The organism is Stutzerimonas stutzeri, from assembly GCF_024448955.1.
Taxonomy (GTDB): Bacteria; Pseudomonadota; Gammaproteobacteria; order Pseudomonadales; family Pseudomonadaceae; genus Stutzerimonas; species Stutzerimonas stutzeri_AQ.
Genome location: NZ_JAMOIH010000018.1, coordinates 40,374 through 62,928 on the forward strand (window position 1 = coordinate 40,374; position 22,555 = coordinate 62,928).

Annotated in this window: 22 protein-coding genes; 12 read left to right on the plus strand and 10 right to left on the minus strand. The window is 59.6% G+C overall.

The window, feature by feature from the left end:
- Nucleotides 1-46: 46 nt before the first annotated feature.
- Entirely contained in the window at nt 47-739 is a 693-nt protein-coding gene (locus tag NA645_RS17705; RefSeq protein ID WP_256050050.1) for a DUF6901 family protein, read from the plus strand.
- A gap of 34 nt (nt 740-773) precedes the next feature.
- Here NA645_RS17705 and NA645_RS17710 read toward each other — a convergent pair whose 3' ends face one another.
- Nucleotides 774-1,214 (minus strand): universal stress protein, encoded by a 441-nt coding sequence (locus NA645_RS17710; RefSeq protein ID WP_131650447.1) that lies wholly within the window; start codon nt 1,212-1,214, stop codon nt 774-776.
- 212 nt (nt 1,215-1,426) lie between these two features.
- Between NA645_RS17710 and NA645_RS17715 the strand changes: the two genes are divergently transcribed.
- From NA645_RS17715 to NA645_RS17725, 3 genes are read left to right on the plus strand one after another with little or no spacing between them, the layout of a single operon-like run.
- Nucleotides 1,427-1,888, plus strand: coding sequence for an MFS transporter (locus NA645_RS17715; protein WP_256050051.1), 462 nt, complete (start codon nt 1,427-1,429; stop codon nt 1,886-1,888).
- A gap of 45 nt (nt 1,889-1,933) precedes the next feature.
- Complete coding sequence (locus NA645_RS17720) at nt 1,934-2,716, plus strand: class II glutamine amidotransferase (protein ID WP_256050052.1); 783 nt, start codon at nt 1,934-1,936, stop codon at nt 2,714-2,716.
- Nucleotides 2,710-3,258 carry a DUF2937 family protein gene (locus NA645_RS17725; protein ID WP_256050053.1) on the plus strand — a complete coding sequence of 183 codons (549 nt, stop codon included), beginning with the start codon at nt 2,710-2,712 and terminating at the stop codon, nt 3,256-3,258. The genes NA645_RS17720 and NA645_RS17725 overlap by 7 nt, the downstream gene beginning before the upstream one ends.
- 36 nt (nt 3,259-3,294) lie before the next feature.
- On the opposite strand, the gene NA645_RS17730 is transcribed toward NA645_RS17725, so the two are convergent.
- The 4 genes from NA645_RS17730 to NA645_RS17745 all read right to left on the minus strand — a co-directional run bounded on the left by NA645_RS17730 (nt 3,295) and on the right by NA645_RS17745 (nt 7,036).
- Nucleotides 3,295-4,473 (minus strand): vWA domain-containing protein, encoded by a 1,179-nt coding sequence (locus NA645_RS17730; RefSeq protein ID WP_256050054.1) that lies wholly within the window; start codon nt 4,471-4,473, stop codon nt 3,295-3,297.
- Nucleotides 4,474-4,522: 49 nt separating this feature from the next.
- A complete protein-coding gene (locus NA645_RS17735; protein WP_131650452.1) occupies nt 4,523-4,921 on the minus strand; it encodes a GFA family protein in 399 nt (132 codons plus the stop codon).
- A 51-nt stretch (nt 4,922-4,972) separates the two neighbouring features.
- Nucleotides 4,973-5,818 (minus strand): AAA family ATPase, encoded by an 846-nt coding sequence (locus NA645_RS17740; RefSeq protein WP_256050055.1) that lies wholly within the window; start codon nt 5,816-5,818, stop codon nt 4,973-4,975.
- 141 nt (nt 5,819-5,959) lie between these two features.
- Nucleotides 5,960-7,036: a DUF748 domain-containing protein gene (locus tag NA645_RS17745; RefSeq protein ID WP_256050056.1), complete on the minus strand. Its 1,077-nt coding sequence runs from the start codon at nt 7,034-7,036 to the stop codon at nt 5,960-5,962.
- A 409-nt stretch (nt 7,037-7,445) separates the two neighbouring features.
- Between NA645_RS17745 and cysK the strand changes: the two genes are divergently transcribed.
- Together cysK and NA645_RS17755 are read left to right on the plus strand one after the other, a co-directional pair.
- Nucleotides 7,446-8,420, plus strand: coding sequence for a cysteine synthase A (cysK, locus tag NA645_RS17750; protein ID WP_131650456.1), 975 nt, complete (start codon nt 7,446-7,448; stop codon nt 8,418-8,420).
- A gap of 325 nt (nt 8,421-8,745) precedes the next feature.
- A complete protein-coding gene (locus NA645_RS17755; protein ID WP_256050057.1) occupies nt 8,746-9,621 on the plus strand; it encodes a DMT family transporter in 876 nt (291 codons plus the stop codon).
- Here NA645_RS17755 and NA645_RS17760 read toward each other — a convergent pair.
- Nucleotides 9,618-10,535 carry a DMT family transporter gene (locus NA645_RS17760; RefSeq protein ID WP_256050058.1) on the minus strand — a complete coding sequence of 306 codons (918 nt, stop codon included), beginning with the start codon at nt 10,533-10,535 and terminating at the stop codon, nt 9,618-9,620. The two genes, NA645_RS17755 and NA645_RS17760, sit on opposite strands and share 4 nt — an antisense overlap.
- A gap of 156 nt (nt 10,536-10,691) precedes the next feature.
- Between NA645_RS17760 and aceK the strand changes: the two genes are divergently transcribed.
- Both aceK and NA645_RS20165 read left to right on the plus strand, forming a co-directional pair.
- Nucleotides 10,692-12,416 (plus strand): bifunctional isocitrate dehydrogenase kinase/phosphatase, encoded by a 1,725-nt coding sequence (gene aceK, locus NA645_RS17765; RefSeq protein ID WP_256050059.1) that lies wholly within the window; start codon nt 10,692-10,694, stop codon nt 12,414-12,416.
- Nucleotides 12,417-12,594: 178 nt separating this feature from the next.
- Nucleotides 12,595-12,720, plus strand: coding sequence for a PA1414 family protein (locus tag NA645_RS20165; protein ID WP_336605276.1), 126 nt, complete (start codon nt 12,595-12,597; stop codon nt 12,718-12,720).
- A gap of 22 nt (nt 12,721-12,742) precedes the next feature.
- On the opposite strand, the gene NA645_RS17770 is transcribed toward NA645_RS20165, so the two are convergent.
- A complete protein-coding gene (locus tag NA645_RS17770; protein WP_256050060.1) occupies nt 12,743-13,414 on the minus strand; it encodes a glutathione S-transferase in 672 nt (223 codons plus the stop codon).
- Nucleotides 13,415-13,511: 97 nt separating this feature from the next.
- On the opposite strand from NA645_RS17770, the gene NA645_RS17775 reads away from it, so the two are divergent.
- Nucleotides 13,512-14,102, plus strand: a complete 591-nt coding sequence (locus NA645_RS17775; RefSeq protein WP_256050061.1) for a tRNA-uridine aminocarboxypropyltransferase — start codon at nt 13,512-13,514, stop codon at nt 14,100-14,102.
- Nucleotides 14,103-14,126: 24 nt separating this feature from the next.
- Here NA645_RS17775 and NA645_RS17780 read toward each other — a convergent pair whose 3' ends face one another.
- On the minus strand, nt 14,127-14,528 hold the full coding sequence (locus NA645_RS17780) for a YbaN family protein (protein ID WP_256050062.1): 402 nt from the start codon (nt 14,526-14,528) through the stop codon (nt 14,127-14,129).
- A 15-nt stretch (nt 14,529-14,543) separates the two neighbouring features.
- A complete protein-coding gene (locus NA645_RS17785) occupies nt 14,544-15,131 on the minus strand; it encodes a YecA family protein (protein WP_256050063.1) in 588 nt (195 codons plus the stop codon).
- A 241-nt stretch (nt 15,132-15,372) separates the two neighbouring features.
- On the opposite strand from NA645_RS17785, the gene recQ reads away from it, so the two are divergent.
- The 3 genes from recQ to NA645_RS17800 all read left to right on the plus strand — a co-directional run bounded on the left by recQ (nt 15,373) and on the right by NA645_RS17800 (nt 20,323).
- Nucleotides 15,373-17,496 carry a DNA helicase RecQ gene (gene recQ, locus NA645_RS17790; protein ID WP_256050101.1) on the plus strand — a complete coding sequence of 708 codons (2,124 nt, stop codon included), beginning with the start codon at nt 15,373-15,375 and terminating at the stop codon, nt 17,494-17,496.
- 156 nt (nt 17,497-17,652) lie between these two features.
- A complete protein-coding gene (locus NA645_RS17795; RefSeq protein ID WP_131650464.1) occupies nt 17,653-18,090 on the plus strand; it encodes a MarR family transcriptional regulator in 438 nt (145 codons plus the stop codon).
- Nucleotides 18,091-18,388: 298 nt separating this feature from the next.
- Nucleotides 18,389-20,323, plus strand: coding sequence for a FimV/HubP family polar landmark protein (locus NA645_RS17800; protein ID WP_256050064.1), 1,935 nt, complete (start codon nt 18,389-18,391; stop codon nt 20,321-20,323).
- Nucleotides 20,324-20,345: 22 nt separating this feature from the next.
- Here NA645_RS17800 and NA645_RS17805 read toward each other — a convergent pair whose 3' ends face one another.
- Nucleotides 20,346-22,526: a patatin-like phospholipase family protein gene (locus NA645_RS17805; RefSeq protein ID WP_256050065.1), complete on the minus strand. Its 2,181-nt coding sequence runs from the start codon at nt 22,524-22,526 to the stop codon at nt 20,346-20,348.
- Between the last annotated feature and the right edge of the window lie 29 nt (nt 22,527-22,555).

The following is a 22,555-nucleotide window of genomic DNA, read 5'->3' on the forward strand; positions in this document are numbered from 1 at the left end:
GCCATTCAAGACATAACGACATCTGTCAGCAACGGACGGAGCATAGATGGCAATTGATTACCGCATCGTCCTCGATGAAGAGCATGAGTTCAGCTACCGGATCGAACTGGACCGCGCATACGATCACGAGGCAGCGATACAGGCGCCCAAATGGACGCGCCTGGAGCATCAGCAGTGCAATAACTGTCCGTTGAGCCGGGACAACTACAGCCATTGCCCTGCTGCGGTGGATCTGCATCGTGTCATTGAGGATTTCCAGGGTTTGCCGGCGGTCAAGAAAGCCCAGGTGCGGGTACGCACACCAGAGCGTGAATACAACAAGCTGGTAGGGCTGGAGGAGGGGCTGCGGGCGCTGCTAGGCGTGATCATGGCCACCAGCGCCTGCCCGGTGCTGGGCAAGCTCAAGCCGATGGCACATCAGCATTTACCGTTCGCCAGCAATCAGGAGTTCGTGTTGCGCGCGGTTTCGCTGTACCTGGCACGCCAATATTTCAATCTGCGCGAAGGGCGGCATGCCGACTGGGAGCTGCGTGGTCTGGTGCGGTCATTTCAGCAGCTGCAGCTGGTCAACCAAGCGTTCTGGCAACGCATCCACGACACCTGCCACGGCGATTCGAACCTGAAGGCATTTTTGACCTTCTTCTCGATGGCGTCCAGCCTGACCTATTCGCTGGAAACCCAGCTGAAGAAGATCAGGCCGATGGTGATGAGCGCCGGCGAAAGTGCCGATCTGGCCTGAGCCGACTACGGCTCAGGCGCTGGTGCCGAGAGGGTTAGTCGGTCTTCTTCAACCGTACCGCAAGCACGTCACAAGGTGCTCCATGAAGGATGTCGTTGGCGGTGGAGCCGAGCAATAGCGCCAGACCATGACGCCCATGGCTACCGACCACCACCAGGTCGCAGCCTTGTTCCTTGGCCAGGCGGTGAATTTCCTGACGGGGCTGACCATAGGCCAGGTGACGTTGTTCTGCGGTCAGGCCGGGATACCGGTCGGCGAAACCGGTCAAGCGGTCCCGGGCTTGATCGAATTGCTGTTGCTGGAGCATCGACAAATCCATCGGAACATCGCCGCCGAACGCCATGGCCATGGGTTCGATGACATGGACGAGCGCCAATTTCGCACCGCTGGCTGTCGCCAGCGCCTGAGCGCGCGCTACGACCGGATGGCATTCTTCGTTCAAGTCAGTGGCGACCAGAATATGCTGGTAGGTCATGATGGCTCTCCTGCTGTGTCCGTATGACAAGTATGGCCTCTTGGCACGCTGTTGAGTGGCCACGGGCCCTTTTTGTTTTTCAGCGTTATACGGCGTTACATGCATGATGACCAGCGTGTCATTACATCGCTTGATGTCAGCCGAAGGGCTCTCGGCTGTTATCATGCGCGACGTCAGCGCCGGTGTGCGCGTCCGGCCTACAAGAGACTTTCATGTTCTTACCCGCCAACGAATATTTACTCGCCTGGGCAGCCTATGGGATTGCCGCGTTTGGATGCCTGCTGGTGTGGCTCCGTATTACGCGCTCGATGTGGCGCTGGCTGCGTGAGCCGCTGAGATTGATCGTCGCTGTGTTATTGCTGACACCGACGATCGTCGATCCCGCCAGAGAGCTGTTCGCCCCGGCCGTCGCCATTACCGCCATGGATCTTTTATTCAAAGTGGGAACCAACGCCTGGCGTGCCGTCGCCGATCTGGCGCTCTACGGGCTGATTGCATTCGTGTTGTATGCGGTGTTCGTCGCTGTGCGCTGGCCGATCGAGCGCCGTTTGCGACAGCGCCGTGCCGAGTCGGCGGCCGAGGAGGATTCTCGCACCTTGCGCGAGCGCCTCGAGGACGATGGGGATTACCGGCCCGCGAATCGCTATCAGGCGCGGACCGAGCCCAGACTCTGAGCTGAACCACGCCGCCCTGCAGCAGGACCTATCGGGAGATGGCCTATGTGTGAACTGCTTGGCATGAGCGCCAACGTACCGACCGATATCCATTTCAGCTTCACCGGGCTGATGCAGCGCGGCGGCCGTACCGGGCCGCATAAAGACGGTTGGGGCATCGCATTCTATGAAGGCCGAGGTTTGCGCCTGTTTCAGGACCCGGTGGCCAGCTGCGAGTCGGAAGTGGCGAAGATGCTTCAGCACTACCTGATCAAAAGCGAGGTGGTGATCGGCCATATCCGTCATGCCAACGTCGGCAAGGTGGCGCTGGTCAACACCCACCCCTTTGTCCGCGAACTCTGGGGACAGCACTGGTGCTTCGCTCATAACGGTCAACTTGCCGATTTCAATCCGGAACGTGGTTTCTACCAGCCGGTCGGTGATACCGATAGCGAAGCGGCGTTCTGCGATTTGCTCAACCGAATACGCACCGATTTTTCCGAGCACGTCGCGGCCGAAGATTTGCTGCCTCGCCTGCTCGAAGCCTGTGCCGATTATCGTGCCAAGGGCGTATTCAATTGCCTGTTGAGCAACGGGGAATGGTTATTCAGCTTCTGCACGACCAAGCTCGCGCAAATAACCCGTCGCGCGCCTTTCGGCCCTGCTCAACTGAAAGACGCTGACCTGACCGTGGATTTCACTGCCGAGACCACACCGGACGACGTCGTCACTGTGCTGGCAACCGAGCCGCTGACCGATAACGAGCAATGGGATGTACACCAGCCAGGGGAGTGGACGCTCTGGCGGCTGGGCGAATGCGTCGCGCGGGGACGGGTGGAGTCATGCTGAGAAGTTATCTGCGGCTCACCCTGTTCGCCTTGGGCCTGCTGGTGGGCGTTCAGGTGCCGGGTTTCATCCAGGCATACGGGAATCACGTCGAGGCTCGTCGACTCGAGGCCCAGCAGGGCCTGCAAGGTTTTCAGGAAACGGCGGGACGCTTTTTCGAAGGCAACTTGAACGCGCTGGTCGAGCACTATCGCGCCAGTGATGACCCGGTCATCCAGAGCGATGCACGCAGCGTCGCTACGTTGGTAGGGCGTGCTCAGCTACTCGATCGCGAGTGGCGAATCATGCAAGGACCCTGGTATGCACGGGCCTGGCACGTGTTGATAGGTGCTGATCAGGATCTGAGGCGCCGGGTCTGGAGCAGTTACCGCTTCCAGGTTTTGCTGGCGCCTGAGGCAATCGCATGGGGCCTTTGCTGTGCGTTGCTGCTGGCGTGGATTATCGAAAGTGTCTTTCTGCTGGTTCGCGGGTTGTTATTTCCGCAGCGGCGCCAAGTGACCAGGCGTCGCGTCTCACGCTCGGGACGTCCAGGCGGCCCTGTATAGCCCCGGCCTGAGCGTCCCGGTAGTGCCCCCGGCAGTCTATTTCGAAAGGAATTTCATCCCTTCTTCCAGCCCGCTCAATGTCAGCGGATACATCCGGTCTTCGACCAGGTCGCGGATGATGCCGGTGGAGGATGTATAACCCCAGGTGTCCTTTGGGTAGGGATTGATCCAGATGAGCTTCTTATACTTTTCCATGAAGCGCTGCATCCAGACGTAGCCGGCTTCCTCGTTCCAGTGCTCGACGCTGCCGCCCGGCTGGGTAACTTCATAGGGCGCCATCGCCGCGTCGCCGACGAACACGACTTTGTAATCGGCGCCATATTTGTGCAGCAGATCGAGCGTCGAGGTGCGCTCGGAGGTGCGGCGGAAATTATTCTTCCAGACCGACTCGTAGATGAAGTTGTGGAAGTAGAAGTATTCGAGATGCTTGAACTCGGTTTTGCAGGCCGAGAACAGCTCTTCGCAGACCTTCACGTGGGCATCCATCGAGCCGCCGATGTCGAACAGAATCAGCAGCTTCACGGCGTTTCGCCGTTCCGGTCGCATCTGGATGTTGAGTAGACCGCCGTCTCGGGCGGTGTGGTCGATGGTGCCGTCCAGATCCAGCTCGTCCTGAGCACCTTGACGGGCGAACTTGCGCAGACGGCGCAAGGCCACCTTGATATTGCGCGTGCCCAGCTCGACCTGATCGTCGAGATTCTTGTACTCGCGCTGGTCCCAGACTTTCACCGCCTTGCCCTGGCGCTTGCTGGCATCACCGATGCGGATACCCTCGGGGTTGTAGCCACCCGAACCAAAGGGGCTGGTGCCCCCGGTGCCAATCCACTTGTTGCCGCCGGAGTGCTTTTCCTTCTGCTCCTCCAGGCGCTTCTTGAATTCCTCGATCAGCTTGTCCAGCCCGCCGAGCGATTCGATCTTGGCGCGCTCTTCGTCGCTCAACGAGCGCTCGAACTCCTTGCGCAGCCATTCCTCCGGAATCAGCGCCTCGATGTGCCGATCAAGATTATCCAGCCCATTGAAGTAGGCGCCGAAGGCACGGTCGAACTTGTCGAAGTGGCGCTCATCCTTGACCAGGATGGCTCTCGACAAATAGTAGAACTCGTCCATATCGGCAAAAATCACGTTGTGTTTCAACGCGTTGATCAGATCGAGCAGCTCACGTACCGATACCGGCACCTTTGCGGCACGCATCTCATTGAACAGGCCAAGCAGCATGGCAATCCTCTGGGAGTGCCGTCGTGGCGGCACCTTTGCGTGTGATGGATCAGCGCTCTTCGTCGTGTTCCGCGAGTCCGTCACGGATCGCGTACCAGTCAGCCTTGGAGCCGACATAGATATGTTCCTGCGGCGGAACCGGCAGCGGTGAATCGAGCGTGCCGGCCGCGACGCCGAGCTCGTGCTCGCGATTGTCGACGAATTGCAGGTTGGAGCCGCAGCGGATGCAGAACGTCCGCGTCACGTGTTCGGAAGAGTGGTAAACGCCCAACTGGTCCTTGCCGGACATGAAGTGAAAGGCTTCCAGCGGTACGCTCGCGTAGGTCGCGAACGCAGCGCCGTGTGCCTTGCGGCACATCTTGCAGTGGCAGTGGGTCAGCTCGTTGATCGGTGCGTCGATGCGGTACCGCACGACGCCGCAGAGGCAACTACCGGTATGCGTTTGCATGGCTCTTCTCCAGTAATGTGACGCGGCGGCTCCGCCTGGAGCCGTCGCCGTTCAGCGACTGGCGCGACGACTCATGAACGCCAGACGTTCAAGCAATTGCACGTCCTGTTCGTTTTTCACCAGGGCGCCGGCCAGCGGCGGAATCGCGCGGGTTGGATCGCGTTCGCGCAGCACGGCTTCGCCAATGTTGTCGGCCATCAGCAACTTCAGCCAGTCGACCAGTTCGCTGGTGGACGGCTTCTTCTTCAAGCCCGGCACCTTGCGGACATCAAAGAACACATCGAGGGCTTCGGTTACCAAGTCCTTCTTGATGTTCGGGTAGTGCACGTCGACGATCTTCTGCAGGGTTTCCCGATCCGGGAATGCGATGTAGTGAAAGAAGCAGCGGCGCAGGAAGGCGTCCGGCAGTTCTTTCTCGTTGTTCGAGGTGATGATGATGATCGGCCGCTGCTTGGCCTTGATGGTTTCGTTGGTCTCGTAGACGTAGAACTCCATCTTGTCGAGCTCTTGGAGCAGGTCGTTGGGGAACTCGATATCGGCTTTATCAATCTCGTCGATCAGCAGGATGACGCGCTGCTCGGACTCGAAGGCTTCCCACAGCTTGCCCTTCTTGATGTAGTTGCGTATGTCGTGCACTCGGTCGGAGTCCAGCTGCGAATCGCGCAGGCGGCTGACCGCGTCGTACTCATAAAGGCCCTGATGCGCCTTGGTGGTGGACTTGATGTGCCAGGTGATCAGTTTTGCGCCGAAGGACTCGGCCAATTGCTCGGCGAGCATGGTTTTGCCGGTGCCTGGCTCGCCTTTGACCAGAAGAGGGCGCTCCAGCGTGATGGCGGCATTGACGGCAAGTTTCAGGTCGTCGGTGGCGACGTAGGACTGGGTGCCTTCGAACTTCATCGGGATTTCCTTCAGCGGGCCTGGCGAGCAGGCGCTTCATGTTTTGGTTAGACGACCGACTATAAGTGATGGGCGCTTCACTGTGAACGCGAGTGGATCATTCAGTCACTGAATGGGCGTGACCGCATCTGCCGTTCGGTTTTACTCGCCCTCTTCGCTGAGTGAGCGCTCGAAGCGAGCCGTGAATGCTTCGACGAAGGCGTTGCGCAGGATCGCGACAAATGCCTGAAACGGGCTTACGTCGGTGTTCTTGGTACTGCCGGAAAGCTCGACTCGCGTCGCGAACTGGTCCTTGCGCTGGTTCTGCAGCACTTCCTCACCGCCACCGACCACAGCTTCCCATATGCCGCGAAAGAAGCCCTTGTCTTCATTCTCCACGTCCTGCTCGAAGTCGAAGACTTCAACATTGTGCAGCAGCGGCTTGATGTAGCCGTCCAGCTGACTGTCGTTGGCCTCGATTTCCATGACCAGATCCCCGGTGCCGGCGGCGAAATCGAAATTTCCGTAGGCGTTGCTGAAATCATTCAGCTTGGTTAACTCCAGGCCGGTCATTCGCAGGTCGATGTCGAAATCTTCGAAGTCGGTATAGGGATCAAAATGCGCGGTAGCTTCCATCGGGGCCTGATTGAATAGCTTGGCCGCGCCTTCGAACGTGGCGACGCGTCCTTGCTCGCGGTCGCCCGTATTGGTCAGGTTGTACAGGCTCGCATTGATCGCGTTGGCATAAACATGCACCTGCGGATCGGCCTCGAAATTCCGAAACGACAGCTGACCGTCCACGACGCGTAGCTCGTTCAGTGTGAATGGCATCAGCGCTTCGAGCTGGTCGCGCCAATCCACGCCTTCACCGGTTTGCGAGTCATCAGCGGCTTCGCCGTCGACGAAGTTCAGTTGCGGTTGTTCCAGAACCACCTCGCCGACCAAAGCCCGGTCATTCCAGAGAGCGCGCCAGCTCACCCCTATATCGATAGAGCGTGCGGTGAACAGCGGCGCCTGGACCTGCTCGTTCTTTTTTTCGATGAACAGCCCGTCGGCACGATAAGCGCCACGCCACCAGGCCAGATCGACATCCTCTATATGCCCCTGGTACTCGCCCATATCAGCCAGCTTGCCGTTCAGATAATTGAGCACTAGGTGAGGCAATGCGAGGTGAACGACCAGCAATAGCAGAACGAGCGACAGGAATATCCACACAGGAAAGCGGTAGCGTTTTTTCATGACAGGCCTGATTCGGTCGGGTTCATCATGGAACTGCTTATTAGGGTCTGTTGACGTTTCGTTCGCAGCCGCGCCGGAGCCTGTTTTTGCGCGAGGCAAGGCAAGAGGAGCGAAGTTTGGTCGGTCCAAATGAGCGACGAGAAACGCCGCATCGCGCAAAAACAGGCCCGGCCCGAAGGGTTGCGCGGCAAATATCGCCATGCGGCGTTGCGGGACTTGGCAAGGGAGCAACCATTACCTGCGTCCCGCGTCTTGCCTGGCGACATTTGGCGCAGCAACGCGGCTCGCGACGAAACGTCAACAGACCCTAGTGGGTGGACCTTTGCATGTAGCGGTGAGTTCGGCTGGACGAGCCATGAGACTGAGCTTAGGCTCATGAGTCTGGTTTTTCACTCGCAGGGACACTGTCATGAGCCGCATCTTTGCTGACAACGCGCAGACTATCGGAAATACCCCATTGGTCATGGTCAACCGCCTGGGGCCCAAGGGCGTCACCATCATGGCCAAGCTGGAAGGCCGTAACCCCGCTCATTCAGTCAAATGCCGGATCGGCGCTGCCATGATCTGGGATGCCGAGAAAACGGGTCGTCTCAAATCAGGTATGACGATCGTCGAACCGACTTCCGGTAACACCGGCATTGGCCTAGCGTTCGTGGCGGCGGCGCGTGGCTACAAGTTGGTTCTGACCATGCCGGCATCGATGAGCCTGGAGCGGCGCAAGGTACTGAAGGCGCTCGGTGCGGAGCTGGTGCTCACCGAACCAGCGAAGGGCATGAAGGGGGCCATTGAGAAGGCCATGGAGATCGCCGCATCGAATCCCGAGCAATACTTCCTGCCACAGCAATTCGAGAACCCATCGAACCCGGAAATCCATGAGAAGACCACTGGTCCTGAAATCTGGAATGACACCGAAGGCAACATCGACGTCCTGGTTTCCGGCGTCGGCACCGGTGGCACCATCACGGGGGTTTCGCGCTACATCAAGAACACCAAGGGCAAGAAGATCCTCAGCGTGGCGGTCGAGCCCATCAGTTCCCCAGTGATCAGCCAGACGCTTGCCGGCGAGGAAGTCAAACCCAGCCCGCACAAGATTCAGGGCATCGGTGCTGGCTTCGTGCCGAAAAATCTCGACCTATCGGTTGTCGATCATGTCGAGCAGGTCGGCGACGACGAGGCCAAGGCGATGGCGCTGCGTTTGATGCGTGAAGAGGGCATCCTTTGCGGCATATCTTGCGGCGCGGCAATGGCTGCGGCGGTGCGTCTGGCCGAGAAGCCGGAAATGCAGGGTAAGAACATCGTCGTCATCATGCCGGACTCCGGTGAGCGCTACCTGTCCACCATGTTGTTCGCCGATATATTCGGTGAGCAGGAACTGCAACAGTGAGTTTCGCTGCGCCGGTCTGTCTTGGCGGATCTGGCGCAGCGCAGCTATAGTCTGTTTTCCTCGTTTCGAGATCGGTATGAACAACGTAGCCTGCGGCACCAGCGCTTATTGCGGAAGCCCGTTCCTTACGGGCGGTTCTGCAATGCCTACGTTCATGCCGATCATCCTGTCCTGCCTACCTGCGAGCCCGCCACCGGACTTGCCACTGGCTCCGCCACCGCCACCTTCCGCGCTGGCCTGAGCTACGCCGGTTCGCCGGCATCCCCGTCACTGCGTTTGCCATTCACTGGCGCAGTCTCGAATTGCCTTTCCCAAAGGTGGCAGGATGATTTCGTTATCACGCAACAACCTGGTCGCGTATGCGACTACGGTACTTTTCGTGCTGCTCTGGAGCAGCGGTGCAATCGTTTCAAAATGGGGCCTGGCGTACGCATCGCCTTTTGCCTTTCTGCTGGTTCGTTTCGTGATCGCACTCGTTGCATTGGTGGTCGTGATGCGGCTGGCTTCGCTATCGCTGCCTGAGAGTAAAAGAGCGCGCTGGTTTGCGTTAGCGACTGGCGTAGTGCTGCTGGGCTCCTATCAGATCTTCTATTTGCTGGCGCTGGATCTGCAGGTGACGCCGGGTGTCATGGCGACATTGTTAGGTGTGCAGCCGATCCTCACGGCGGTGCTGCTGGAACGCAAGGGATTGCGGCCGATGCGACTGCTCGGTTTGTTGCTCGGGCTTGGTGGTCTTGTACTGGTGGTTTATCAGAGCCTCGGCGTGGGTGGGCTGTCTTGGACGGGCGTGGCTTGCGCTCTGCTGGCGCTGCTGAGCATCACGCTGGGCTCGATGATGCAAAAGCGCGCACACGGCGATCCGCTTAGCGCCATGCCGTTGCAATACTTCGCCGGACTGCTGCTCTGTTCGCTGTTCGTGCCTTTTCAGCCCTTCGAGATCACACCGGCGCTGGGTTTCTGGATACCGGTGTTGTGGATGGGGCTGCTGATATCCGTGGCGGCGACTTTGCTGCTGTATCGATTGATAGCACGCGGGAATTTGGTCAACGTGACCAGCTTGTTCTATCTGGTGCCGGCGGTTACCGCGCTGATGGATTATCTGGTGTTCGGTAACGTACTGCCGATGCTCAGCCTTATTGGCATGCTGTTGATCGTGCTCGGGCTCGTTCTGGTGTTTCGGCGTTCTTCCGATCAGCGTTAGCTGCGCTGGGTTTCTGGCGCCGCCACGGTTGTGGCTGGCGCCTGTTTTAGCACCAGCCAGAGCGCTACCGCAATCAGCGCACCACCATAGAGGTAAGCCCAGGACAGCGGCTCGTTGAGTAGTAGGGCACCCCAGAGTACGCCAAAGGGCGGAATGATGAATGTCACCGTCAGCGTGCGGACCGGGCCGATGTCAGCTAGCAGCCGGAAATAAAGAATATAGGCGAAGGCGGTGCAGACGACGCCGAGCCCGACCAGGCTGAGCCAGACTGTGCCACTGCCCCAGGATACCGGCGGGGCCATCAGCAGCGAGATCAGGAACAGCGGCAAAAGACATAGTGCCGCGCCCATCTGGCTACCAAAGGCCACCAGCTCGCTGTTCAATCCGCCGTGCTGGTTGATCCAGCGGCGTGTCAGGAAACCGCCGAAACCGTAGCAGGCGGTTGCACCCAGACATGCAAGCGCGCCGATCAGCAGGCTCGCGTCGAACGCCACGGGGCCGGTGCGCGTCAATAGCGCTACGCCGCTCAGGCCGCAGAGCACACCGATCACCTTCGTCGTTGTCAGCTCTTCGGCGAAAAACAAGGCGCCGATGATCACGCCCATCATCGGTGTGGTGGCATTGAATATAGCTGAGTAGCCCGTCGGCAGAAGCTGCGCGGCCAGCGCATAAAGCGCGAAAGGAACGCCTGAATTGATCATTCCTAAAACAAGACACAGCTTCAGTTTGCCGCGAAAGTCCCAGCGAATCCGCATCATCGCCAGTATTCCCAGCAAGCCGATACAAGCGAACAGTACGCGGAAAAACGCGGTGGGAAAGGTTCCGAGTTCCGGCGCGATGATGCGCATGAACAGGAAGCTGGCACCCCAGATTGCAGCGAGACTGAGCAGACGCAGAAAATCTAAAGGGCGCATGGAGAATGGCTCCGGTGAAGGGCGTCAAAGTGTTGGTGAGACTTGCTCATCTCGCAACTCGAAACACGCTTTCAAACTTTTCCGATCTCGCTGCAGTGCTTTCATTGCCATCGGCCACTGGCTAAGCTCGGCTTTTGTCGCTGCCGGATAACCGACATGGTGCGAACATCGCCAGACGCCGAGATTGCTAGGCAGATTCTGCTGGGCTTCGATGATTACCGTGAGCACTTCCGATTGATCACGACCGGCGCTCGGGCCCGCTTCGAGCAAGCCCAATGGCAGGATGCTCAGCGTGCCTCGGCGGCACGCATCGCTCTTTACGAGCAGAAGGTCGGCGAAACCGCGAAGGACTTACGGTCTAGGTTCGCCGAAGGCGTACTGCTGGATGTGCAGCGATGGCCCCAGGTCAAGAGCGCTTACATCGAACTGATCAACCCGCGGTTCGACGATGAGTTGTCCGAAACTTGGTACAACTCGATCTTCTGCATGCTGTTCAGCCACGATTGCATCAGCGACAACACCATGTTCATCCATTCGACCCGGCCGACAAATCGGGCCCAGGAGCGGATGGCCCAGACCCGTCGTTATCAGCCAGCCGGCGATCTACATGGAGTGTTGGCGCAGATCCTCGACGATTTTGCTTTCGCCGTGCCCTATGACGATCTCGATGGCGATCTGCGGCGGCTCGAGGCACAACTGCAGGAGTCGTTGCCGGACTGGGTATGCAAGGATCCCGATCTTGCGGTTGAAGTCTTTTCCTCGGCGCTGTATCGCAACAAGGGCGCCTACTTGGTCGGACGAGTGTTCACACGCGACGAGCAATGGCCGCTGGTCATCCCGCTGCTGCATCCCGAGGGGGCCGGCATAGTCGCCGATGCGCTGATCACCGACGAGGCGGAAGTCTCGATCATCTTTTCATTCACGCGCTCGTATTTCATGGTCGAAGTGCCGATTCCGGCGGAGTTCATCGGCTTTCTCAAACGCATCATGCCGGGCAAGCACATCGCGGAACTCTATACGTCGATCGGCTTTTACAAGCACGGGAAGTCCGAGTTCTATCGTGCGCTGATCAACCATCTAGCCGTTACGGACGACCGTTTCATCATGGCGCCTGGGGTGCGCGGCATGGTGATGAGCGTATTCACGCTGCCGGGTTTCAATACCGTATTCAAGATCATCAAAGACCGGTTTTCGCACACGAAGAATGTCAGCCGCGCCACGGTCGTCGAAAAGTATCGGCTGGTGAAAAACGTCGACCGGGTAGGGCGTATGGCGGATACCCAAGAGTTCGCCGACTTCCGTTTTCCAAAATCGAAATTCGACCCGGAATGCCTGGCAGAGCTACTGGAAGTCGCACCTTCCACGGTCGAAGTCCAAGGCGATACCGTGCTGGTGCGTCACTGCTGGACGGAGCGGCGGATGACGCCCCTGAACATATACGTCGACAGCGCCAGCGAGCAACAGGTGCAGGAGGCGCTTGAAGACTACGGACTGGCCATCAAGCAACTCGCTGCAGCCAACATATTCCCAGGTGACATGTTGCTGAAGAACTTCGGCGTGACCCGTCATGGTCGGGTGGTGTTCTACGACTATGACGAGATCTGCTTTCTCACCGAGGTGAATTTCCGCTACATCCCCGAGCCCCGCTATCCAGAAGATGAAATGGCGTCCGAGCCTTGGTATTCGGTGGGACCGAACGACGTGTTTCCCGAGGAGTTTCCGCGTTTTCTCTTCGCTGATATCAAACAGCGTCGATTGTTCGCCAAATTGCATGGCGAGCTGTATGACGCCGATTATTGGAAGGGTTTGCAGCGCGCGATAAGCGACGGCAAGGTCATTGATGTTTTTCCATACAGACGCAAGGAGCGAGCCGTTCAGTAAGAGCCGCGAGGTGAACGCTTGCAGACGCGGCAGGTCGCATTTTATAGAGCCGGACGAAAGCACCGCGGCGGAATGATCTGCAACATCTGTCGCAGGCGGCGGTGCATCTCATGGGTTATGCTGACGACCAAGCCCCACGGCTCCACCAAGACCCGTAACGAAGCAGGAGGGTTCGATCATGAAAGCATTGCTCAATCGTGTGTGCTGGAATCTGGCAGTGGCGCTTGGCTTCATTGAGCCGCCTCGCCTGCAACCGATACCGGTTCGCTCCCAGCGGTGCACGTCAAAGGCGCCAAAGCGCTGATTCAATTTGCTCGGGTTGCCTTTCAGCGCCCGGGCATGACTGGACCTCCCCGTTCTACGGCTCGCTGGTAAGCGGGGCGGTCATGTATCTGTTGCAGAAAAGCGCTCAGCCTCGGGTAGCCGGCATCCAGCCCAGCGCGAGCTCGTGCGGCTTCCAAGGGAAAGCTTATCTGAATATCCGCGACACTGAATTCCTCTCCCGCGAACCATGGGCTTTTGCCTAGCTCGCTTTCTATATAGTCCAGATGAAGCTTCAGCTGAGGGCCGATGAATGCCTTGTGGGCACCTTTGGCGATAGCTCGTGCCACCGGCCGAATGAAAAATGGCATGGGCCCAGTGGAAATCCGGTCGAACACAAGCTTGAGCAGTAGCGGCGGCATCGCCGAGCCTTCGGCGTAGTGCATCCAGTAGCGAAAACGACGGTAATCTGGCGAATCCGCTGCTGGAACCAGGCGACCTTCGCCGTATCGATCGATCAGGTATTCCAAAATTGCGGCCGACTCGGCCAGCGTTAGCTCACCATCAGTGATGACCGGTGACTTGCCGAGCGGGTGCACCTGTTTCAGCTCAGCAGGGGCCAACATCGTCTGTGGGTTTCGGGTATAGCGCTTGATTTCGTAAGGAAGCTGGAGCTCTTCCAGAAGCCAGAGCACGCGTTGAGAGCGGGAATTGTCCAAGTGGTGCAATGTGAGCATCAGCGCTGCCTCGTCCGGTCCAGTGACGGCGACTAGCTTAGTCCACCTTTACACCTTCATACGATATGGCAGACTTCGCGCCCCTGAAGGAGAAGCCATGCCTCGTCCGCGCTGCCCGCGTTGCCAACGTCCATTTAAGCAATGCCTCTGCGCCCTGATCCCCTCGCTCGTCAGCGAGACCGAGGTGCTGATCCTGCAACACCCCAGCGAAACCGGTCATGCATTGAATACGGCACGCCTCGCAGCGTTGGGGCTTACCAGCGCCGAACTGCGAGTAGGAGAGCGGTTCGACGATCTGCCAGTGAGCGATGGTCGCGAAAGCTATCTGCTGTTCCCGGGGGACGACGCCGTGTCGTTCGCACAATTGGCTGCTGAGGATCGCCCGTTGCGGCTCGTCGTTCCGGATGGCACCTGGCGCAAGGCTCGCAAGTTGCTCCATCTCAATCCGGCGCTTGCCCATATGCCCCGCGTGGTGCTTCCCGAGGGTCTGGCGTCCCGTTATCGACTACGCAAGGCTTCGATGCCTGGTGCTTTGTCTACGCTCGAGGCAATCGTGGTCGCCTTGAATGCTCTGGAAGGCGCAGGGCGGTTTGATGCGTTGCTGAGGCCGTTCGAGGCACTGATCGAAACTCAGATCGATGCCATGGGCGCGGAAGTTTTTCAGCGCAATCATGGCGGTCACCGTTGAGGCGGTCAGTAAAGACGCGATGCCTTAGCGCGGCGGACGAGTTTTCAGTTGAAGGATGTAAAACGTTACCAGGGTCGCACTGATCAGCATGCCGATCCGAGCCCAGAGTAGCGGCACCAGCCAACAGGACACGCCGATGCTGAGCCACATGCTGGTGATCGCATAGACCTTGCCCTTGAGCGGGATGCCGTTGCCTTCCAGATAATCCCGAAACCACGGGCCGAGCCTTGGATGCATCACCAGCCAAACGTAGAAACGTTGCGAGCTGCGTACGAAGCAGGCAGCGGCGAGTAGCAGGAAAGGAGTAGTAGGCAGAACCGGCAGGAAGATACCGATGACGCCCAGACCAACGCATATCCAGCCCACCACCAGCAGCGCGTAACGCGCTACCGGGTTGCGATACGTCGGGATATCGCGGTGGGCCAAGAGGCTATCCGCGTGTCAATGCCGGCGCGGCTTGAGCAGCGCCGGCTTTTCTTCAGGGGCGTGGCAGATCAGATACAGCGCAGTAAGGATTTCGGGAATCTGAGCGACCATCTCGTCGACCAGATCGCGGTCTTCGGCGATGTCGCTGAACTCGGGTTGCTCATCGAAAAGACCGGAGCCAACCATGATCGGCAGAAGCAGCTCGCTGACTTCTTCCTCGGATTCTTCGAACCATACCGACTCGCGCATGAACACGCCTTCCATGAAGCCGATGCACCAGCCGCGCAGGTCGGACTCGTCCGGCTCGTCGCCGAGATTGAGTTCGCAAGGCAGATCCATGTCTTCATCGCTGGCCAGTTGCCGGGCGATATGCGCCTTGAGCTGAACTAGCGTCGCTTCGATGGCGTCGCGCTCGGTGTCGTCGGCGTACTTTGGCGGCTCGGAGAACAGCGCGTCGATCCATTCCCGCTCGGGCACTTGCTCCGAGCAGATGCACAGGGCGGTCAGGTAGCCGTGCGCGGCGATGTAATCCAGTGCCTCTTCGTGCAGATCATCTGCATCCAGAAACACTTGCAGGCGGGCGAGTTGCTCGGCGAATGACATCGATGACTACCTTGGAAAGAGAACAGCGGTGATTCTAGACGAGCCGTGGGCCTCCGGCTACCGCGCGCTGTTCGCTGCGGTGCTGCGTCAGCTTTGCCCATCGTCTTCGAGAGATATGAAAACCGTGTTGGAGTTCCGCTAACCATATTGCCGTCCGACTATCTATCGCGTCGTGGTGGTGTTCGGCCTGAAGGCTGCGTCCGTGTCGCGTATACTCGCGCGTCTTGTTTCGGAGACCGGCATGCTCGATCAGGCACAGCGCATTCTCAAAGATGTTTTCGGCTACGACGTGTTTCGTGGCAACCAGGGTGCGATCATCCAGCGCGTGTCCAGCGGCGAGGATGCGCTGGTGCTGATGCCGACCGGCGGTGGCAAGTCGCTCTGCTATCAGGTCCCGGCGCTGCTTCGTGACGGCCTGGCTGTGGTGGTGTCGCCGCTGATTGCGTTGATGGACGATCAAGTCGCTACGCTCGAGGAACTGGGTGTCGCGGCCGTGGCGCTCAACTCCACCCAAAGTCCCGAGCAGCAGCGCGACATCGCCGAGCGCCTGCGGCGCAACGAAATCAAGATGCTCTACCTTGCCCCCGAGCGGCTGGTGCAGCCACGCATGCTGGCGTTTCTGCAGCGCTTGCAGATTGGCTTGTTTGCTATCGACGAGGCCCATTGCGTTTCGCAGTGGGGCCATGATTTCCGTCCCGAATATCTGCAACTTGGCCAACTCGCCGAGTTTTTCCCCAGCGTCCCGCGAATCGCGCTGACCGCCACGGCGGACAAGCGCACACGTGAGGAAATCGTTCAGCGGCTGCATCTGGAAAATGCCGAACGCTTCCTCTCCAGCTTTGATCGTCCGAATATTTTTTATCGCATCGTGCCCAAGGAGCAGCCGCGCAAGCAGTTGATGGCTTTCCTGGCCGAGCGCCGCGGCGATGCCGGCATCATTTACTGCATGTCCCGCAAGAAGGTCGACGACACTGCCGCCTTCCTTACCGAACAGGGTTTTCCCGCGTTGCCTTACCACGCGGGGCTACCGAATGATCTACGAGCCTTCCATCAGAAGCGTTTCCTTAACGAGGAGGGGCTGATTATGGTCGCGACCATCGCCTTCGGCATGGGCATCGACAAGCCTAACGTGCGTTTCGTCGCGCACCTGGACTTGCCCAAATCGCTGGAAGCCTACTACCAGGAAACCGGTCGAGCAGGTCGTGATGGCTTACCCGCCGATGCCTGGATGGCGTACGGCCTGCAGGACGTCATCTTCCTCAAGCAGATGCTCAATAACTCTGAAGGCGACGACCGTCACAAGCGCATCGAGCAACACAAGCTCGACGCCATGCTCTCGCTTTGCGAGGAAACCCGCTGCCGCCGTCAGGTCCTGCTGGCGTACTTCGATGAGCAGATGCCTGAGCCCTGCGGGCATTGCGACAACTGCATGGACGGGGTGCAGACCTGGAATGCCACCGAACCTGCACGCCAGGCGTTGTCGGCCATTTACCGCAGCGGACAGCGTTACGGTGTTGGGCATCTGGTCGACATTCTGCTGGGGCGCGATAACGAAAAGGTTCGCAGCCTCGGCCATCAGCAGTTATCGGTATTTGGTGTTGGCAAGGCATTGTCGGAAGGCGAGTGGCGCTCGCTGTTCCGCCAGTTGGTCGCGCGAGGGCTGGCCGACGTCGATCTGGATGGTTTTGGTGGGCTGCGACTCAGCGATAGCTGTCGCGCCCTGTTGCGCGGGGAGGTGACCCTGGAGCTGCGACGCGAACTGGCTGCCAAGGCATCGAAGCCCTCCGCCAGCGCGGCGAGTCAGCTGGTGCGCAGCGAAGAGCGAGAAAACTGGGAGGCGTTGCGCGCCTTGCGCCGCAAGCTGGCCGAGGAACATGGCGTGCCGCCTTATGTGATATTTCCGGACGCGACGCTGCTGGAAATGCTCCGTAGCCAGCCTGCCTCTCTTGCGGATATGGCACGTATCAGTGGCGTCGGCGCGCGCAAGCTCGAACGTTATGGCCAGGCGTTTCTGGAAGTGCTGCAAGGCACGGCGAACACCGTCAGGTCAGCCGCCGATATCCGTCATGAGCTCATCACACTAGCCCGAGCCGGCATGACGCCCGCACAGATCGCGCGACAGCTCGAATGCAGTGAAAAGAACGTTTACGCCATGTTGGCCGAAGCGATAGGCCAGCAACAGCTCAGTCTGGAACAGGCGCTGGATATTCCGGAGGGCTTGTTAGGCGAGATCCAAGAAGCGTTCCTCGATGGTGAAGGCGAGCTGCCACCCGTTGCCGCCGTGGCCGAGCACTTTGCAGGGCGGGTGCCGGAAGCCGTGCTGTTCTGTGTCCGGGCTTCACTGCAGGCTGAATTCGAGCTTTGATCGCGTCTGGAGCCCGCCTGTAACCGCTATTGCCCTGCGGTCTCGGCAGGGGGGGCCTGTAATGCAGCGTTACGTTCTTGCACCGATGGTAGCCTTGCCAGCATTCCGATGCTGTGGTTAGCTCGCTAATAATTAGTTTTTGCAGGAATGCGCTCCATGTACCCTGACCAACACCGCTTCGCCATGCAGCTGGCGCAACTTTCGCGTGGCTGGCGCGCTGAGCTGGATCGGCGTTTAGCGGATCTTGGCCTGTCTCAGGCCCGATGGCTGGTTTTGTTGCATTTGGCCCGCTTTGATCATGACCCTACCCAGCGCGAGCTCGCGCAGAGCGTTGCGGTCGAAGGACCGACACTGGCCAGACTGCTGGACAGCCTGGAAGCGCAGGGGCTGGTGCACCGCAAACCAGCTCCGGATGATCGTCGGGCAAAGCTCATCACTCTTGGCGCTCCCGCACATCCCTTGATTCAGAAGATCGAGGCGATTTCTACTCAGGTGCGGGAGGAGCTCTTCAACGGCATCGATGAAGAGGACCTGCGCAAATGCCAGCAGGTGCACGAGCGCATCCTCGCCAACTTGGTTACGGTCAAGCGTTAACGACCTCTCGACACACTCCCTTCCCGCTAATCTCAGCGGACTGCCGGTACCGGTGCCATTCGCGTCGGTGGCCGCTGCGTTGGTTTAACACTCATTCCGGCCATTTTTTGGCACAAGGGCAGGGCACCGTTTGTCTTTTGGCGCTAGGCTAGTATTTACGAGTGATGGCACAATGCCTTAACACGTTAACTGACGAACTGCCTCAATCTTTCCCGTTTCCGTCGATAACCGCTTCACAGTTCAACGATCGAACAGTAGGCCAGCGTCCCTTGTGCGCTGAGTCATTGCCGGAGATGTTATGACGCTAGACCGTCGTGTCTTGTTATTCACTGCCTTATTGATCTATTCCGGCATGGCATCAGCGCTTGGAATGGGCGACATCAGGCTTCATTCCGCACTGAACCAGCCGTTGAGCGCAGAGATCGACCTGCTCGACGTGGGCGAGTTGTCGGCTGAGGATATCCGTGTCGTGCTGGCCTCCAGCAGCGATTTCGCCCGCGTAGGGGTCGAGCGCCTGGCGTTCTTGCAGGACCTCAGCTTTACCCCAGTGATCGACGGCAACCGTAGCCGTATTCGTGTCGCATCCAGCCAACCCGTTCGTGAGCCTTACCTCAATTTTCTGGTAGAGATCACCCGCGCCAAAAGTCGGATGCTGCGTGAATACACGGTTCTGCTCGATCCGATGCCCAGTACGCCGGAGGCTGCCAGCAGCGTGGCGGTCGTCGTCCCGCAAGCCGTGGCTTCGCCGGTGCGTGCCGAACTGGCGCATTCCGTGCTCCCCGCTGAACTACCGGAAGCGTCGCAGGGCAAGCGCCACCGGGTGGCGAGCGGCGAGAGTCTCTGGATGATTGCGAGCAAGTACGCCGGCGGTGCGCAGGACGCCCAGTCGCAGTTCATGCGCGACGACCTGGCGCTGAATCCGGAGGCCTTTGCCGGCGGTGATCCTGCGCGTCTTGGCGCCGGTGCGTTCTTGTTGCTGCCAGATACGACCGAGACGGTTGCGGCTGCGCATATCGCGCCTGCCGAGGCGGAGCCGGCGCTGGAAGCCGTTGCTCAGAATCAGTCGACGTTCGAATCTCGAGTGGCCGATCCGGTGCTGCCCGACGATAACGACGCGGTTTTGCGCCAGCAGTTGCTCGACGAGCTGGCAGCCGGGCGCGCGGAAAACCTGCAGCTCAAGCAGATGCTGAACGATATGCGGCTTCAGCTCGAGGCAGTCAGCGCTCAACTGGCCGAGCAGGAGAGCGCCCAGGCTGCGGTCTTGTTGCAGACTGAGCGGGCGGAGCCGGTAGCGGACGTCGCGCCTCAGACCGTCGCTGAGCCCATTGCTACCGAACAGGCCGTAGCCGAGCCTGTAGCGTCGTTCAGGTGGAAGGACTGGGCGCTGCCGGGTGGTGCGGTGCTGGCGTCGCTGTTGCTTGGCGGCCTCTGGTTCGCACGTCGCAACAAGCTGCAGGCCGTGGTGCCGCAAGCTGCGGCCGTGGTGGTTGCTCCAGCGGCTGTGCCCCCTGAAGTGTCCGCAGTTGCGGCGGAGATGCCGCTTCAGCCGGCACACGCCTCCGTCAGCGAAACCGAAGTGCTCGAAGCGGCGAATATTTACCTCACCTATGGCCGCCGCGATGAGGCGCTCGATGTGCTGCTGCGCGGAATCGAACGAGCACCCGAACAGCTGGATCTTCGCCTGCGTCACCTGGGGCTTCTAGCGGAGCTCGGCGATGTCGAAGGGTATGGCTCTGCCGCCGCGAGCTACCTCCAGGCCGGCGGCAGCCAGGCTCAACTTCAGCAGCTACTGGCGCAGCATCCTGCTTTGTCCGCGGTTGCGCCGGTGCCGTCGTCACCGCCTCTGGACGTCACTTTTGTGCTGAACGAGACATCGGTGGCGCCGTTGGATGATCTGGCGTCCGTACCTGCTGAGCAACATCAAGCGATCGAGGCGAATCAGGTGCTCTCCATTGATTCGCAGTCCTGGCTGGATGACTTCGACGAGACTGTTGCGCTCAGCAAGCTTCCGTCGCTCGTCGATGACGCCGGCAACCTCGCCTCAACGCCGTCAGCTGAGGAGATGGATGCGCTGGTGGCGAATCCGGAGCATCTTGTTCGACTCAATCAAGCCGTTGCCTATATCAAGCAGGGCGATATAGAGAGTGCCTGCAGCATCCTCGAAAACCTGGCGACTGACGGCGACGAACACCAGCGGCGCCAGGTCAGCGAGTTGCTCGCGCAAATCGGCTGATCGAGTTCGGAGGACGCGGTGATCAAAAGCTGCGTCCGAGATTCATATAAAGCGCGCGCTCGGACTCATCGTTCAGGCCGTAACTGAAGTTCAGCGGGCCGAGCGGGGTTTCGTAACCGATGAAGACGCTGCCGGCGTTGATATAGCCGCTGTCGAACTCGTTGTCGTTGTTCCATGCGCGGCCACGCTCCAGCGACGCGCCCAGATACAGCGGGAAATCCAGCGGCAGAAACGAGCGCGGCGTCATCCGTCGGAAATAGATCATGCGAGCCAGGCTGATGTTCTGACCGGACAGGGCATCCTGGCGGAAGCCCGACAGCTGTCGTGCGCCGCCGAGCAGGAAGCTCGAGGTGACGATCTCCGCGTCATCCAGCGTGCGTCCGTAGCGACCGCCAAAGACCAGGGTGTCGCGACCGAAGCTGACGGCCTTGTCGAGGTTGAATTCCCACTGCCGGTAGCGATCGTCCGAGCCGAGACTGCGGTCGTACTGGCGCAATGTCAGCCCGATATCTTCGCCCTCACGTGGGAAGTCGACGTTATCCACCGTGTCGAAGGAATATTGCAGCTGGTAGTAGCCTTCCTCGAAGGTGAAGTCCGGCAGCTGCTGGTCGCCAACGCGAACATCCGCTTCGCCCCAGGCCTGGCCGACACCAAAGCGGATTTCGCCGTTATTGGCAATTTGTCGCCCCAGGTTGAGACCATAGCCATAACGCTGCAGGCGGTATTCGGCGATGGGGTCGTTATCCATTATCGACTCGATGTTCTGCGTCTCGGCGAACAGGTTGGGCGCGACGAACCAGCGCGAACCGGCATCGAGCGGCTGATAGAACTCACTGAACAATTCCTGGCGATCCCCGAGCTGCAAACGTGTCAGCCATTCGGCGCCCAGCTCGTTGATGCCGTTCTTGCGGTAGCTGGCACCAATGTTGAACGCGCTGTCGCCGCGAAAGTCATCCGAGAGGTTGATGCCCAGGCGCAGGTAATCGGTGCCGGAACGCTTTTCACGGGCGGTGATGACCAGCGTGTTGCCTGGATCGCCATGTACTACGCGGTATTCGACCTGCTCGAAGTAATCCAGTCCATACAGCGTGCCCATGTCCTTCTGCAAATCCTGAAGATCCAGCCGCTTGCCGATCTGCTGGCGGATATGCCGACGTATCACCGCGTCGCCGACTTTCGAGTCGTTCTCGATCCGCACCGCCGTGATCAGCGGCGTGCGCGGCTCGGCCGAGCGTGCGAGGCTCAGCGCGAGATTGCCGCCGCTTTCGCTGCGCATGCCAGCCAGGCGGCCATCCAGTGCGCTGGCGGCGCGGTAGCCCACATCGATCAACTGTCGCGCGCGACCGAAATCGGTGGACCCGAAGCCCGCCAGCATTGGTTGCACCAACAGGTCTTCCGAGCGCAGCGTTGCGAGCTGCGCTTCCGAGTTGCGCCGCGTCATCATGGTGATCGATTGGTTGAGCACGTCGACAACGGTGAGCAGCTCTTCGCGAGACTGCAGCGGTGAGCCGATATCCACCACGATCAGCCGATCCACGCCCATGTCGCGGGCGACATCCATCGGGATGTTGTCGACCATGCCGCCATCGACGAGCAACCGGCCTTCGATCTCGACCGGAGCGAACACCGCCGGGATCGACATGCTGGCGCGAATCGCCTGGGGCAGATGGCCGCTGCGGAATATGACTTTCTTATCGTTGGCGATATCGGTTGCCACTGCCCGAAAGGGGATCGGCAAACGGTCGAAGTCGCGGGTGTCGCTGGTGTGTACCAGGAGACGCTCGAGCAGCAGGGCGAGGTTCTGGCCCTGGATGACGCCGAGCGGCAACCCGAGGCTGCCATCGTCGCGGAAACTCAGTTTGCGCTTGACCAGAAAATCGCGGTCGTCCTGCTTGCGCCGGAAGGGCACATCCTGACGCGGTGGATCGTCCGAAAGCACTTGTTGCCAGTCGAGACTGAGTGCCAGTTTCTCCAGCTCTTCAACACTGTAACCCGCCGCATAGAGCCCGCCGATGACCGCACCCATGCTGGTGCCGGCAATCGCGTCGATGCGCACGCCGTGCTCTTCTAAGGCTTTCAGAACGCCGATATGTGCCAACCCGCGTGCAGCGCCACCGGAAAGCACCAGGCCGGTTTTGGGTTGGGTATCGGCAAATCCACTTAGCGGTATCAAGAGGATCAGCAGAAGCAGGAGGCGGGACATGGCAACACCGAAACGGGAGGTCTGCGAAA

What these genes read in the sequence shown, in the direction of transcription:
- NA645_RS17770 (WP_256050060.1), bottom strand. Translation starts at nt 13,414, where the DNA reads ATGCTCACATTGCACCACTTGGACAATTCCCGCTCTCAACGCGTGCTC.
- NA645_RS17735 (WP_131650452.1), bottom strand. Translation starts at nt 4,921, where the DNA reads ATGCAAACGCATACCGGTAGTTGCCTCTGCGGCGTCGTGCGGTACCGC.
- recQ (WP_256050101.1), top strand. Translation starts at nt 15,373, where the DNA reads ATGCTCGATCAGGCACAGCGCATTCTCAAAGATGTTTTCGGCTACGAC.
- NA645_RS17725 (WP_256050053.1), top strand. Translation starts at nt 2,710, where the DNA reads ATGCTGAGAAGTTATCTGCGGCTCACCCTGTTCGCCTTGGGCCTGCTG.
- NA645_RS20165 (WP_336605276.1), top strand. Translation starts at nt 12,595, where the DNA reads ATGAAAGCATTGCTCAATCGTGTGTGCTGGAATCTGGCAGTGGCGCTT.
- NA645_RS17805 (WP_256050065.1), bottom strand. Translation starts at nt 22,526, where the DNA reads ATGTCCCGCCTCCTGCTTCTGCTGATCCTCTTGATACCGCTAAGTGGA.
- NA645_RS17705 (WP_256050050.1), top strand. Translation starts at nt 47, where the DNA reads ATGGCAATTGATTACCGCATCGTCCTCGATGAAGAGCATGAGTTCAGC.
- NA645_RS17740 (WP_256050055.1), bottom strand. Translation starts at nt 5,818, where the DNA reads ATGAAGTTCGAAGGCACCCAGTCCTACGTCGCCACCGACGACCTGAAA.
- NA645_RS17745 (WP_256050056.1), bottom strand. Translation starts at nt 7,036, where the DNA reads ATGAAAAAACGCTACCGCTTTCCTGTGTGGATATTCCTGTCGCTCGTT.
- NA645_RS17720 (WP_256050052.1), top strand. Translation starts at nt 1,934, where the DNA reads ATGTGTGAACTGCTTGGCATGAGCGCCAACGTACCGACCGATATCCAT.
- NA645_RS17730 (WP_256050054.1), bottom strand. Translation starts at nt 4,473, where the DNA reads ATGCTGCTTGGCCTGTTCAATGAGATGCGTGCCGCAAAGGTGCCGGTA.
- NA645_RS17795 (WP_131650464.1), top strand. Translation starts at nt 17,653, where the DNA reads ATGTACCCTGACCAACACCGCTTCGCCATGCAGCTGGCGCAACTTTCG.
- cysK (WP_131650456.1), top strand. Translation starts at nt 7,446, where the DNA reads ATGAGCCGCATCTTTGCTGACAACGCGCAGACTATCGGAAATACCCCA.
- NA645_RS17800 (WP_256050064.1), top strand. Translation starts at nt 18,389, where the DNA reads ATGACGCTAGACCGTCGTGTCTTGTTATTCACTGCCTTATTGATCTAT.
- NA645_RS17760 (WP_256050058.1), bottom strand. Translation starts at nt 10,535, where the DNA reads ATGCGCCCTTTAGATTTTCTGCGTCTGCTCAGTCTCGCTGCAATCTGG.
- aceK (WP_256050059.1), top strand. Translation starts at nt 10,692, where the DNA reads ATGGTGCGAACATCGCCAGACGCCGAGATTGCTAGGCAGATTCTGCTG.
- NA645_RS17775 (WP_256050061.1), top strand. Translation starts at nt 13,512, where the DNA reads ATGCCTCGTCCGCGCTGCCCGCGTTGCCAACGTCCATTTAAGCAATGC.
- NA645_RS17785 (WP_256050063.1), bottom strand. Translation starts at nt 15,131, where the DNA reads ATGTCATTCGCCGAGCAACTCGCCCGCCTGCAAGTGTTTCTGGATGCA.
- NA645_RS17755 (WP_256050057.1), top strand. Translation starts at nt 8,746, where the DNA reads ATGATTTCGTTATCACGCAACAACCTGGTCGCGTATGCGACTACGGTA.
- NA645_RS17715 (WP_256050051.1), top strand. Translation starts at nt 1,427, where the DNA reads ATGTTCTTACCCGCCAACGAATATTTACTCGCCTGGGCAGCCTATGGG.
- NA645_RS17710 (WP_131650447.1), bottom strand. Translation starts at nt 1,214, where the DNA reads ATGACCTACCAGCATATTCTGGTCGCCACTGACTTGAACGAAGAATGC.